10 protein-coding genes are annotated in these 12,207 nt (G+C 73.7%); 3 read left to right on the plus strand and 7 right to left on the minus strand.

Going from position 1 to position 12,207, the window contains the following annotated elements; genetic code table 11:
* Window positions 1–76: 76 nt before the first annotated feature.
* The 5 genes from WMF27_RS25215 to WMF27_RS25235 form a co-directional block, all read right to left on the minus strand.
* Window positions 77–2,263: a hypothetical protein gene (locus WMF27_RS25215; protein ID WP_437766336.1), complete on the minus strand. Its 2,187-nt coding sequence runs from the start codon at window positions 2,261–2,263 to the stop codon at window positions 77–79.
* Window positions 2,264–2,304: 41 nt separating this feature from the next.
* Window positions 2,305–2,496: a hypothetical protein gene (locus WMF27_RS25220; protein WP_044965791.1), complete on the minus strand. Its 192-nt coding sequence runs from the start codon at window positions 2,494–2,496 to the stop codon at window positions 2,305–2,307.
* A 245-nt stretch (window positions 2,497–2,741) separates the two neighbouring features.
* Complete coding sequence (locus tag WMF27_RS25225) at window positions 2,742–4,235, minus strand: PQQ-dependent sugar dehydrogenase (RefSeq protein WP_437766335.1); 1,494 nt, start codon at window positions 4,233–4,235, stop codon at window positions 2,742–2,744.
* A gap of 912 nt (window positions 4,236–5,147) precedes the next feature.
* Window positions 5,148–6,290: a hypothetical protein gene (locus tag WMF27_RS25230; protein ID WP_437943033.1), complete on the minus strand. Its 1,143-nt coding sequence runs from the start codon at window positions 6,288–6,290 to the stop codon at window positions 5,148–5,150.
* A gap of 29 nt (window positions 6,291–6,319) precedes the next feature.
* Window positions 6,320–7,870, minus strand: coding sequence for a serine/threonine-protein kinase (locus WMF27_RS25235; protein ID WP_437766333.1), 1,551 nt, complete (start codon window positions 7,868–7,870; stop codon window positions 6,320–6,322).
* A gap of 212 nt (window positions 7,871–8,082) precedes the next feature.
* Here WMF27_RS25235 and pdxH point away from each other — a divergent pair, with 212 nt between their 5' ends.
* Both pdxH and WMF27_RS25245 read left to right on the plus strand, forming a co-directional pair.
* The gene (pdxH, locus tag WMF27_RS25240) at window positions 8,083–8,670 is read left to right on the plus strand and encodes a pyridoxamine 5'-phosphate oxidase (RefSeq protein WP_437766332.1); all 588 of its coding nucleotides are present in this window, start codon (window positions 8,083–8,085) and stop codon (window positions 8,668–8,670) included.
* Window positions 8,671–8,734: 64 nt separating this feature from the next.
* Window positions 8,735–9,148 (plus strand): secondary thiamine-phosphate synthase enzyme YjbQ, encoded by a 414-nt coding sequence (locus tag WMF27_RS25245; RefSeq protein WP_437766331.1) that lies wholly within the window; start codon window positions 8,735–8,737, stop codon window positions 9,146–9,148.
* 28 nt (window positions 9,149–9,176) lie between these two features.
* On the opposite strand, the gene WMF27_RS25250 is transcribed toward WMF27_RS25245, so the two are convergent.
* Window positions 9,177–9,635: a globin domain-containing protein gene (locus WMF27_RS25250; protein WP_437766330.1), complete on the minus strand. Its 459-nt coding sequence runs from the start codon at window positions 9,633–9,635 to the stop codon at window positions 9,177–9,179.
* Between the two features lie 331 nt (window positions 9,636–9,966).
* On the opposite strand from WMF27_RS25250, the gene norR reads away from it, so the two are divergent.
* The gene (gene norR, locus WMF27_RS25255; RefSeq protein WP_437766329.1) at window positions 9,967–11,544 is read left to right on the plus strand and encodes a nitric oxide reductase transcriptional regulator NorR; all 1,578 of its coding nucleotides are present in this window, start codon (window positions 9,967–9,969) and stop codon (window positions 11,542–11,544) included.
* Between the two features lie 64 nt (window positions 11,545–11,608).
* On the opposite strand, the gene thpR is transcribed toward norR, so the two are convergent.
* The gene (thpR, locus tag WMF27_RS25260) at window positions 11,609–12,196 is read right to left on the minus strand and encodes an RNA 2',3'-cyclic phosphodiesterase (protein ID WP_437766328.1); all 588 of its coding nucleotides are present in this window, start codon (window positions 12,194–12,196) and stop codon (window positions 11,609–11,611) included.
* Between the last annotated feature and the right edge of the window lie 11 nt (window positions 12,197–12,207).

Raw genomic sequence — 12,207 nt, forward strand, 5'->3', positions numbered from 1 at the left:
GTCCACGCGGACACGCGCGCTCCGCGCGGCGCGCCCACGGTCTGCCTGCCCGCGGGCGAGCGGGCGCGCCGCGCGATCAGAGCAGATCGAGGAAGGCGAGGAGCGCCTCGATCGCGCCGGCGTCCAGCGCGACGAGGCCCTCGCCCGCGGGCGCGCCGTCGTGGAAGAAGGCGCCCGGCGCAGCGGCGGCGGCGGCGGCCGTGCTGCGGTGATCGGCGGCGGCGCGGCCTCCCGTGTCCTCGAAGCGCGCCCGCTCGAGCACATCGCGCAGCGTCTTCGCGGAGCCGTTCGTGAAGTAGGGCCGCTTCTTGTAGAGCCGCCGGAGCGACGGCACCCGCGCGCCGTCCTCGTGCACGTACGGCACGACGCCGGTCTTCTCGTAGCCGGCCCTCCCCCACACGATCGGGCCCTCGGGCGCGAGCACGAGCGCCTCCCAGCGCTCGAGCGGGGCCGCGGAGCCGGGGTCGTCGCTGCGGAGCACCGGCGCGTGGCAGCGAGCGCAGCGGTCCCGGAACACCCGGGCGCCGTCGCGCTCGAGCGGGGTGAAGCTCGTTCGGCCGAGGACGGCGGGGTTCGCGCGGTGCGAGAACGCCATGAGGAAGCTCATGAGCGCGCGGCGGAGCGCCTCGGGCGGCCGCGCGTCGCGCCCGGCGTCGGCGAGCCCGAGATCGGCGAGCCACGGCGCGCCCTCGCTCGAGATCGAGAACCATGGGTCGTGGCCGCTCAGCGCGCCGGCGACGCGGAACTCGTTGTCCGCCACCGCGGTGAGATCCGGATCGAGGGCGCGGGAGAAGTGAGGTCGGTTGTTGAACAGACCGAGCAGCGGCTTGGTCGTGGCGCGCACGTCGCCTCGACCCGTGTGGTGCGTGCGGCCGTCGACGTAGCCCTCGAAGTGACACGTCTCGCACGTGAACCGGCTGAGCGGGCCGTCGGCCTTGTTCCACGGGGCCATCAGCGAGGTGAAGAAGAGCGCCTCGCCGAGACGGATCTCGTCGGAGCGGGCGTCCTCGCCGCCGTCCCGGACCGGCTGCTTCACGACCGCGCCGTCGCCCGCGTCGAGCAGCCACGCGTCGAGCAACGGGTTCGCATAGGCGAAGGCGCCGCCGCCCAGCGCGGCCATGGCGGCCACGCCGGGGGAAAGCGGGCGGGTGGAGACCTCCGGCGCGCTCGCGAGGCCGGCGTCCGTGGCGCGGAAGCGGAAGAGGAGCTCGGCCCGGCGATCGCCGCCGTAGCCGGTCGCGATCAAGCGCACGCCGCTCGACCCGGGGATCGCCGAGAGCGCGACGGCCTTCGGGGTGAGGACGCCGAGCTCCGAGACGTTCACGGCCGAGAGCCGCGTCACCTCGGGCCGGGCGCCGGCCGCGACGCGGTAGAGGAAGACGAACGAGTCGATGTATCCGAACGAGCCGCCGGTCCGGTCGAGCGGGTGATCCTCGACCCCGCCAGCCGCGAGCAGGAGCCCGCCCGCGGCGCCGCCCGTCTCGAGCGCGTCGAAGCTCCAGATCGGGCCGTCGTGGCGGACGCGCGCCGCGCCGCCCGGGAGCGGGCGGCCGTCGGCGCCGACCGGGAGCACGACGAGCGTCTGGTCGAGGAGGCAATCGACGATCAGGTGATGCGCGAGGCGCATGACGCGGAACGGGCCAGCGCCGATCGGCTCGTCCCAGCGCTCGACCTCGATGCGCCCGTCCGCGCCGGTGTGACCGGGCCGCAGCGTGACGAGGGTGCCGGCGCGCTCGTCGAGCGCGTAAAGGAGGCCCTCGGGGCCGGCCGCGACGTCCCGGACGCCGTGGAGGCCCGCGAGCTCGATGCGCCCCGCGGGCTCGAGCGAGGCGCCGCGGACGGCATAGCGGAAGAGCGAGGGCGACGCCTCGCCGCTCGCGAAGACCTCGCCGGTGGGCGTGACCGCGACCCCCGTCGGCGAGGCCGGCGCGGGGGCGCGGGAGAGCTCGCGAAGCGACGCGTCGAGCAGGACGAGCGCGTCGCGGCCCCGGAGCGGAGAGAGCAGCGCGGGCGCGCCCGGCGCGGCGGGGCGGCCGAGCGGACCCACGGGGCGGAGCGCGATCGGGTCGGGCCCGAACAGCCGGTCGGAGCCGGGCGCGCGGGAGAAATCGGCCTCCGCTCGGCGCGCCGCCTCGAAGCGCCGCAGCGGCTCGAGCGGGTCCGGATCGGGGCCGCCGCCGTGGACCGGGGGCGCAGGGCGGCCGTCGCACGCCGCGGCGGCCAGGCCGAGCGAGAGCGTGAGCGCGAGGCGGACCGCGGCCATGCGCCTGCGCCGCAGGGCAGCGGGCCGAGCCGCCGCGCCGATCACCAGCCGCCGGTGCTCGCCGGCTTCGCGGTCTCGGCCGGCGCCGCCTTCTCCGGCTCGGCCTTGGGCGCGGGCTTCGCCGCCTCGGTCGTGGCCGCGGGCTTCGCCTCGGGCGTCGCCTGGGGCTTGCCCTCGCAGCCGAAGAGACACAGGGCGCCGAGCGCAACAAGCACTGTCAAGACATTCTTCATGGGACTCCTCCTGAACGAGCGGGGGCAAGCGAAGCACATCCGCTGGGCGCTCGGAAGGGGGGCGCGCCGTCCGCTGCCATCGGAGGCGGCGCGACGGCGGCGGCGCGGGGTTGGCTGCGTCGGCGGAGGCGGAGCGGGCGCGCGTGGCCGCCCACGTGCAAGAACATGCAGAAGCGTGCGGGAGCTCGCGCGCTGGATCCAGGGCCGGGCGCGAGATTCCGGCGCCCGCGCCCTGGGCGGGCTGGTCAGGTCCCGGGAACGATCTTCACCAGGCTGTTGCGGTTCGCGACGAAGTATTGCTCGCCGTCGTTGTCCTCGACGATCGCGGTGAGCGCGTTGAAGGTCGGCAGGCTGCCCTGACGCGCGAATGCCGGAGCGTTCGGCGCGTTCGGATCGGGGTTCTTGTTGATGACCGTGATGGGCGACGTCTGCGCCCCGCACTGCATGAGCGCGCCCATTTTCCCGCCGGTGTAGTCGCCGAACAGGTAGACGCCCCGGAGCTGCGGCACCTGGCTGCCCCGGTACACGAATCCGCTGACGACCGACTTGTAGTCGCGGTACGGCCCTGTCGCGCTCTGCCGCCGATCCATGTCGGCGATGGGCGGGGTGTGCGTATCGCCCGTGCGCATGGTGCGCCCCTGACAGGTATCCGCGTGGGTGCCTTCCCACTTCGGCCAGCCGAAGTTCAGCCCCGAGGTGCCGGCAGGAACGTAGTCGACCTCCTCGTAGCTATCCTGGCCGACATCGCCGATGAAGAGGTCGCCCGTCCCCCGGTCGAAGGTGAAGGTATACGGGTTGCGCAGACCATAGTGCCAGACCCGCGACGCCGTGCCGTCGAAGGGATTGCCGGCCGCGGCGTACGGCTCGGCAGCATTCGGATCGAGGCGCAGGATCTTGCCGAACAGCGAGGCCGGGTCCTGCGACCCGCCAGGCTTGTCGCTGTTGCAGGACCCGCCCCCGTCGCCCGTGCCGACGTAGAGCATGCCGTCGGGCCCGAACACGATATGGCCGCCGTTGTGATTCACCGCGGACGCGTCGAGCCGCACGATCGTCTTCGCCGAGTTTGCGTCCGCCACGTAAGGATCGCTGGACCGCTTGTACTCGACCACCATGTCACGGTTCATGTTCGTGCCCGTGGTCGCCGTCATCATGATGTAGAACTTGCCGCTCGTCGCGTAATCGGGCGGGAACGCCATGCTGATGAGCCCGCGTTCGTCGTCGAAGCCCCCGGAGCTGAGCAAGATCTGATTGCTCACGTCGAGGAAGGCCCCGCTGCGCAGCTGGCCGCCGGAGAACACGCGGATCTGCCCGGTCTGCAGCACGAGATACCAGTCGCTCGACCCCTTCGGCTGAGCGGCGTAAACCAGCTTGTCCACGCCGGCGACGACCGAAGCGAGCGCCAGCTTCCCGACGTCGGGCGCCGCGCTGGCATCACACGCCACCGGGTCGCCGCCGCCGGCGCCAGAGCCGCCCTGTCCCGTGGTGGCCCCGGACGACGACGTGGTGCTGCTGCCACCGCCGGCGCCGGCGCCGGAACCAGAGCCGGAGCCGGAAGCAGAGCCGGCGCCTGCGCCGGAGCTGGAGGCGGAGCCAGCGCCGGCCCCCGTGCCCGTCTGCGAGCCGGAGGAGCCCTGGCTTCCCCCGCTCGTCGCGGTGTCGCCAGAGCTGGTCGCCCCGTCGTCGCTGCACGCACCGGCGCCCAGCGCGAGACACGCGCCGCCACCCAGCGCGAAGGTCATCCACAAAGCCAAGGTTGAACGCTGTTTCGTCATGAGACGCATTCTATACATGACAAGCGCCGTGGCGCACTCATGAACTACCGCCGAGCGAAAGAACAGGACATCGGAGCCCGGGGTAAGCAGGTGACGGATCATGCCTGCAGGACGTCAACACGCGCTCGGCTGGTCGGCCGACGGCGCACGTTTGCGCGATGCGAGCTCGGAGGCGCCGGCGGCCCTCTTCTCCCCAGGGCCGGTGGGCTCAAGGGCATTCGACAGGCTCGCTCGCCCGGTCGCCACCGCCATCGAGCCATGGGAGAACAGCACCCCTCGAGCGGTGTCGAGCGGCATTGCCCATGATTTGATCAGCCGTTCAGATGAAATGCGCCTGGCGCACGCCAGCGTGGGCCATCGATGCGCTGCTCACTCGTCGAGGTGAATATTTGAAACAGGGCGGTACGTGCGAGTCCCCGAGGTCCACTCGGGGCCGGGGCTATATTCCCGTCCAGGCCCCTTCTGATCATCGCCTGCGACGGATCATCGCTCGCCGCGCCCTCGCCGCCGGCGCTCGCTGGCCGGCGCGCAGCGTCACCAGCAGGCCAGCCGCGCCGCGCCATGGCGCGACGGCGCCTGGCTCACCGCGCCGGACGAGCCCCGGCGGAGAGACGTGCTGTGGTTGACCCGTGCACCGCAATCGATGCCGGCCGACTCGGCATCATCGGTCAGCTCGCCGCACGGCGCCCTGTCGGAGAGGGGATCCGTGTCAATCGAGGCGCCGCGCTGAACGCCGGTATCTCCGGGCGCCCTCGCTCACTCCGGCTCTCCTCTGTCATCGGTGCCAGTCGGCTCACCCGGCTCGACGCGGGACGCCGTAGGGCGTCCCGCGAGCTCCCCCGCCGCGACGACGCCCCTCCTGCTCCTGTGGCGCTCCGCTCAGAGAGTGCCCGCGATCCACACGCTCCCGGGGCCCAGGCCGACGCGCGCGCTCCAGGGGGCGTAGGCCGTCGGCCCGCGGCCGCGCGCGGACGCCGCCGCGGCGTCAGGCGCAGACGGCGCGGTGATCCAGAGGATCGCCCCGCCCACGGCGAGGGCCGCGCCCGCGATGAACACCGCCGTCCCGATGTTGCCCTTCGCCACCGCGTCGTCGCGCAGATCGAGGCCCGTCTGATCGACGCAGCGGCCCGCCTCGTCGCAATGGCCGCCGTCGGTGGCCTTGTCGAACGTCGATTTCGCCATGAAGCCGAGCGCCGTGCCGACGCCGAGCCCGACCACGCCGAGCCCGACCCCCACCATGCCGAGCGGCTTGCGGATGGTCCCGCCCTGCGCCGAAGGCGGGTCGCTCGCCGGCGGACGGACCGGAGGCGGCGGCGCGCCGCTCGATCCCGGGGCGGAGGCCGGCTCCGTGGCGCGCTCGAGCGCCGGCACCGTGACGCTCACCACGCCCGGCTTGTCGATCGTGACCTTCAGCTCCCACGGCTCGTACCCAGGCGCGGCGGCGGCGATCCGATGCTCGCCCGGGTCGAGCGGCACCGCCGTCCCCCAGAGCGCCCTGCCCACAGCGACCCCGTCCCGCGTGAGGCCCAGCCCCGCGATCGACGCCGCCGGCGGGACCACGATCTGCAGGCGGGAGAGCCGCGGCTCGAGCGCGGCGGCCCGGGCGCGCGCCACCCGCTCGCGCTCCGTCTGCCCGGCCGAGAGCGAGGCGGCCGCGACGTCGCGGAAGCCGATCCACGCCGTCGCGAGCTTGCCGGTGCGCTCGTAGCAGTCGGAGAGGTTGAAGAGGGTGCCGATGCCCGGGTCGATCGCATGGCTCTCGGCGAACTTCGGACAGGCCTCGGCGTGGTTCCCCGCGGCCATCAGCGCGCGGCCCTCGTCGAACAGCGCGACCGCGGCGGCGCGCTCCTCCCGGGTCGGCTCGGCGGCGCCCGCGGCCGGCGCGCGCGAGGCGAGCGCAACGAGCGCCGACAGGAGCGCCACCGCTCGACGGCGACCCGACCCGGAGAGCGGCGCGCGGGAGACCGCAGCAGGGCAGCCGGACGCCGGACAGGAGCTCGAGAGACGACGATGGGAAAGCAAGACGGCACCTCTCCTGGGCTCACGGGACGTCATCGCGGATCGGAAAAGAAGTCTTGCGGCGCGGTCGATGTGGGGCGGGTCGGCGGCGGGGGCCGCCCCGACGGCCGCGCGCCCTTCGACGACCCCGGCGGCCGCGGCGCAGCAGGCCCGCTCGCGGTCGGCCGCGCGGTAGCGACCTCGGACACGGGCGCTTGAGGCGGCGGCGCAGGGCCGCCGTCGAGGAGCTCGGCCGCCTTGCCCGCAGCCAGATCGGCCGCGGGCGCCGCCGCGTCGCGCGAGGGTGCCTCCGGCGAAAGCGGCGCCTCCGAGGGCGCCGACGCGGCGAGCGGCGCCACACCCGACGCGGGGACGCGGAGCGCGAACCACACGAGCCAGGCGAGCCCCGCGGCGCCCACGAGCGCCGCCGCGAGGGCCGCCGCGATCCCCAGGGCGCGCGCCCCGCCGCCCTGGCCCGACGAGGCGCGCGTGCCGCCCCAGGAGCGATCCGTCGCCGCGCCGTCCGAGAGGAGCGCCGTGGGCGCGCCAGCCCACGCGGAGCTGGCCGCCACGCCCTTCCCATCCGGGTCGCTGGACGACGGCCTCCCGCCGGCGGGCCCTGGCGACGTGGAGCTCGAGCGCCGGGGCGGCCCAGGCGCGCGGCCCGCCTCGGCGCCCGCGTCGAGGCGGATCTGCAGCACGCGCGCGGCGCGATCGGCCAGGTGCTGCGCGTGCGGCGGCGCGAACCGAGCGAGCTCGGCGGCGAGCTCGGCGATGTTGCCGAAGCGATCGGCAGGGCTCTTCTGGAGGCAGCGCTGGACCACCCAGCCGAGGCGCTCGGGCACGTCGGGCCGCTGCGTGTCGAGCCGAGGCGGCCCCTCCAGGATGCGGTCGTAGATGGCCATCGGGGAGTCGCCCCGGAAGGGGACGGCGCCCGTGAGCAGCTGATAGAGCATGGCGCCCATCGACCAGATGTCGGCCCGCACATCGACGCTCTTCGAGGAGACCATCTGCTCGGGCGCCATGTAGAACGGCGAGCCCAGCATCGTCGAGCTCTCGGTCATGTCGTGCGCCTTGGGCGCGGTCGCCTCCGCCGCGAGGGCCATCTTGGAGATGCCGAAGTCGATGACCTTGATGAGCGGGCTGCCGTCGGCCCGCTGGGTCAGGAACAGGTTGCCCGGCTTCAGGTCCCGATGGATGATGCCGAGCGCATGCGCCTCCGCGAGCGCGTCGCACGCCTGGAGCAGGTAGTCGCAGGCGAGCGCGACCGGGAGCGGCCCGCGATCGAGCAGGACGGCCTTGAGGTCGGTCCCCTCGAGGTACTCCATCACGAGGTAAGGCTCGCCGTGCGCGAGCGTGCCGACGTCGTACACGCGCGTCACGTGCTCGCTCCGGATCCGCGCCGCGACCTGCCCCTCGCGCAGGAAGCGGGCGACGAGGTCCGCGCGCTCGCGGGCCTGGGGCCGCAGGAACTTGATGGCGACCCGCTCGCCGAGCAGGAGATGGCGGGCGGCGACGACCACGCCCATCCCGCCTTCACCGAGGACGCGCTCGACCTCGTATTTCTCCGCGAGGACGTCCCCCACGCTCACCGGTACGACCATGCACGCCCTCGCTCCGCCCCTCCGCTAGTATCAAAACAGCGCGTGCGCGACAACGCGAGCTTTGCCGGAAATCAGCGAGGGCGAGGGAAGCCGCCGCGCCGCCATTGCCACCCGGCCAACGGCCACCCGAGCTCGCGCGCATCGCGGATTCGCCAGCGGCGCGCTCTGCTTGTATATGCATGACGCAATTTCACCATGAGCACCGTTTCACCATGATCACCGAGCCGACCGATCCGTTCGTCCTCGCGCGCGAGCTCCTCGAGCAGCGGCAAACCACCGAACCGACCGACGCGACCGCCATGACGCTGGCCACGGCGGACGCGTCCGGGCGCCCCTCGGCGCGGATGGTGCTGCTGAAGGGCATCGACGATCGCGGGTTCGTGTTCTTCACCAACTACGAGAGCCGCAAGTCGACGGATCTCGCGGCGAACCCGTTCGCCGCGCTGTGCATCCACTGGGCGAAGGCCGCGGAGCAGATCCGCGTCGAGGGGCGGATCGAGCGGGTCAGCGACGCGGAGTCGGACGCCTACTTCGAGACCCGCGGGCGGGGCAGCCAGATCGGCGCGTGGGCGTCCCGGCAGAGCGCGCCGCTGCCCTCGCGCGAGGCGCTCCTCGATCGGGTGCGCGAGATCGAGCGCCGCTTCGAGGGCCGGCCGGTGCCTCGGCCGGAGTTCTGGGGCGGCTACCGGGTGGTGCCGGAGCGCGTCGAGTTCTGGTACGGCCAGGAGAACCGCCTGCACGACCGCGTGGTGTACGTCCGCCACGGCGACGGCTGGCGCGTCGAGCGGCTCTATCCCTGAACGCGGCGCGATCGTCGATCACAGGCGCTCCGTCACGCTCCGTGACCCGCGCCGGGGAGAAGCCATGAAGTCGAAGACCGACTATTTCTACTTCGAGACGAAGGCCAGGCGCGAGCTCATCAACGTCACCGAGCGCGTCGCGGCCGTCGTCGCCGCGAGCGACATCCAGGAGGGCATGGTCCTCGTGAGCGCCATGCACATCACCGCAGGCGTGTTCGTGAACGACCACGAGCCGGGCCTCTGGGAGGACATCTGGGCGTGGCTCCAGCAGCTCGCCCCCGAGGGGCCCGACTACAAGCACCACAGGACCGGCGAGGACAACGGCGACGCTCACCTCAAATCGATCCTCGTGCACCACCAGGTGATCGTGCCCATCACCGCGGGGAAGCTCGATCTCGGGCCCTGGCAGCAGATCTTCTACGCGGAGTTCGACGGCGGCCGGCGCAAGCGCGTCGTCGTGAAGGCGATGGGGGAGTGACGCCGCCGGCCGACTTCCCGCGGTAGAGCTAGCCGCCCGCGTGCGCCGCGGGGGGCGGCGCGTCGGGCCTCGCGCCGCCGTACTCCCTCGCCCCGCGCTGCATGAGCGAGGCGATCGCGCCGAGCGCGTCGGCCCACGCATCCTGGTGCGCCGGGGACCAGTCCGCGGCCGCGGCCTCGGCCATCGCGGAGATCAACGCGTCGGCGACCCAGGGGTACATCGCGTCCGTGACGCCGTAGTCGACGTGCTTTGCCCCCATCGCCATGAGCTTCTCCTCGAGCCACGACGCGTCCTCCAGCCGGTCGATGACCGCGGCGAGCGCCTCGGTGAGCATCTTCTCCTGCTGCTCCTGGCTATTGCGCCCGAAGAGCGGCTTCACCTGCGGATACCGAGAGAACAGGATCCCGTAGAAACGGTGCGTGAGGTCGGGCGCCCTCTCGATCACGAGCTCGAAGCTCTCCCGCAGCAAGCCAACGTTCAATCCCATGACAAACCTCCAGGCACGGGCGCCGTGCCCGTGCTACCCGTCGTCGGCGGTCGATTCGCCCATCGGCGCGCGCCAGAACGTTAACGTTCGCACGGGCCGTGCCAGGGGCGTTTCTCCGAGGATCGCGCCGATCCTCGCCGGGTCGGCGCGCCCGGCGACGGGCGGCGGTTTCCCGTGGGAAACCGCCGCCGGCTGCCGAGGGCTGCCGCTCCGGCGGCGCCCACCCGCGCGCCGCCCCGACGCGCGCCTTGCTCCGCTGCACCCCACGGTGTCTCCTGCCGGTGTCTCCGACAGGAAACCTCCGTCGCCTCCGTCTCCTCGAGGAACCCGCGTGACCCTGCTCGACGCCGTGCTCAGCCTGTCCGAAGCGCCCGCCCGCGACGAGGCGCTGCAGCGGATCCTGCGCGCGCTCGCGCGGGTGACGGCGGCGGACGCGCTCTCGGTGCTCACGGCGGCGGAGGACGGCTCGGTCGGCGTCGCCGCGCAGATCGGGCTGTCGCCGGCCGCCCTGGGGATGAGCTTCCGGCCCGCGGAGCACCCGCGGCTCCACAGGGCGACGCAGGCGGCCGGGCCGATCCGGTTCCTCGACCCGAGCGAGCCTGACCCCTACAGCGGCTGGCTGCTCGGTAACCCCGGAGAGATCCATCCGATCCACGCCTGCATGGCCGTGCCGCTGCACGTGCAGGGCCGCCTCGCCGGGCTGCTGACGCTGGACGCCTGCGATCCCCACGGCCTCCGCGGCCTGCGCGACGAGGACGCGCGCGTGTTCGCGGGGCTCTGCGCCGGCGCGCTGCGGCTCGACGCCGGCGCCGGGTCGCTCGACGCCAGCCCGGAGGCGCGCCGCGCGATCGGCCCGGCGTCGAGCCGCAGCGCGCCGGCGAGCCGCCCGGCCGGGATGCAGCGGATCGAGCGCGAGATCGCGGTGCTCGCCCCGCTGTCGGTGCCGGTGCTCGTCACGGGCGAGACGGGCGTGGGGAAAGAGCTCGTCGCCCGCGCGCTGCACGAGCGATCGCCCCGGGCGAGCCGGGCGCTCGTGATCGTCAACTGCGCGGCGCTCCCCGCGCAGCTCGTCGAATCGGAGCTCTTCGGCCACAGGAGAGGCGCGTTCACCGGCGCCACGGCCGCGCGCGCTGGCAGGTTCGAGGCGGCGCACGGCGGGACGATCTTCCTCGACGAGATCGGCGAGCTCCCGCTCTCGGCCCAGGCGCAGCTCCTGCGCGCGCTGCAGGAGGGGGAGATCCAGCCCGTGGGCGAGGACCGGGCGCGCCGCGTCGACGCGCGGGTCGTCGCGGCCACGAACCGCGATCTCCGGCGGGAGGTCGCCGAGGGGCGCTTTCGCGCCGATCTGTTCCATCGGCTCTGGGTCTACCCGATCTGCGTGCCGCCCCTGCGCGAGCGGCGCGAGGACATCCCCGCCCTCTGCGAGCGCTTCGCCGCCGAGCTCGCGGCCGAGCTCGGCGCGGGGCGGGTGGGCTTCACCGAGGCGGCGCTGGGCGCGCTCGCGCAGGGAGCGTGGCCGGGCAACGTCCGCGAGCTGAAGAACGCCGTGGAGCGCGCCGTGCTTCGCCGGACGATCGCGGAGGGCAAGAGCGCGGCCGGCAGGGCGCTCATCGTGCGGCGCGAGGATCTCGACGACATCGACGGCGCCGCGCCGGAGCGCCCGCTCGCCCCGCGGATCGAGCTCCCCGGGGAGCGGCTGCGGCTCGCGGACGCGCCGCTGGGGCAGCCCGTGGAGCCGCTGGCAGAGGCGCTCGAGAGGGCCCGCCGCGAGGCGTTCGCCCGAGCGTTCCGGGCAGCAGGCGGCAACGCGGCGACGGCCGGACGGCTGCTCGGGCTGAGCCGATCGTTCACCTACAAGGAGGCGGTGCGCCTCGGGCTCATCCCTCCGGCCGGGCCGCGCAAGCGCTGAGGAGCCCGAGCGAGACGCCGTCCTCCTCGAGGGACGGAGCGCAGCGCCTCCACGGAGACGACGCTCAGCGCGCCGGCTCGGGGGCGCCGATCCCTTCGAGCGGCACGCGCGCGAGCGCCGTGTAGCGCGCCCCCTTCGGCGTCAGCTCGCTCTGGTAGACGATGATCTCCTCGATCCGCGTCTCGCCGAAGTCGACGCTGCCGACCGCCTGAGCGCAGGCGTCGAGCGCCGGATCGCCGCGCGGATCGCGCGAGCGGGCGAGGGTGAGGTGCGGCTCGAACGGCCGGTCCTCGGGGACGTAGCCCGTCGACATCGAGAGCGTCTGCTCCAGGTCGCGGTGGATCGCGGTGAGGGCGCCTACCGCGCCGCCCACGCCGAGCCAGAGCACGCGCGGGCGACGCCGCGTTCCGAACGCGCCGCCCTTCTCGATGCGCAACGTGAGCGGCCTGTGGAACGCGGCGACGCTCCCGGCCGCGGCGATGACGAGCGGCAGGCGCTCCTCTCCGATCTCGCCCATGAAGGCGAGCGTGATATGCAGCCCGGCAGGCTCCACCCACTTGGCGGACGGAGCCCGCGGCGAGATCTCCCGCAGGAGATCTCCGACCTTGGCGAGGAGCTCGGCTCCCGGATCAACGGCGACGAAGACGCGCACAGCTCACCTAC

Origin of the sequence: Sorangium sp. So ce281, assembly GCF_051527395.1 — a bacterium.
GTDB lineage: Bacteria > Myxococcota_A > Polyangia > Polyangiales > Polyangiaceae > Sorangium > Sorangium cellulosum_B.

Bases quoted from the DNA above. Each gene is read 5' to 3' on its own strand.
- WMF27_RS25225 (WP_437766335.1), bottom strand. From the start codon at position 4,235: ATGACCTTCGCGCTGGGTGGCGGCGCGTGTCTCGCGCTGGGCGCCGGT.
- WMF27_RS25220 (WP_044965791.1), bottom strand. From the start codon at position 2,496: ATGAAGAATGTCTTGACAGTGCTTGTTGCGCTCGGCGCCCTGTGTCTC.
- pdxH (WP_437766332.1), top strand. From the start codon at position 8,083: ATGATCACCGAGCCGACCGATCCGTTCGTCCTCGCGCGCGAGCTCCTC.
- WMF27_RS25235 (WP_437766333.1), bottom strand. From the start codon at position 7,870: ATGGTCGTACCGGTGAGCGTGGGGGACGTCCTCGCGGAGAAATACGAG.
- WMF27_RS25215 (WP_437766336.1), bottom strand. From the start codon at position 2,263: ATGGCCGCGGTCCGCCTCGCGCTCACGCTCTCGCTCGGCCTGGCCGCC.
- WMF27_RS25245 (WP_437766331.1), top strand. From the start codon at position 8,735: ATGAAGTCGAAGACCGACTATTTCTACTTCGAGACGAAGGCCAGGCGC.
- WMF27_RS25250 (WP_437766330.1), bottom strand. From the start codon at position 9,635: ATGGGATTGAACGTTGGCTTGCTGCGGGAGAGCTTCGAGCTCGTGATC.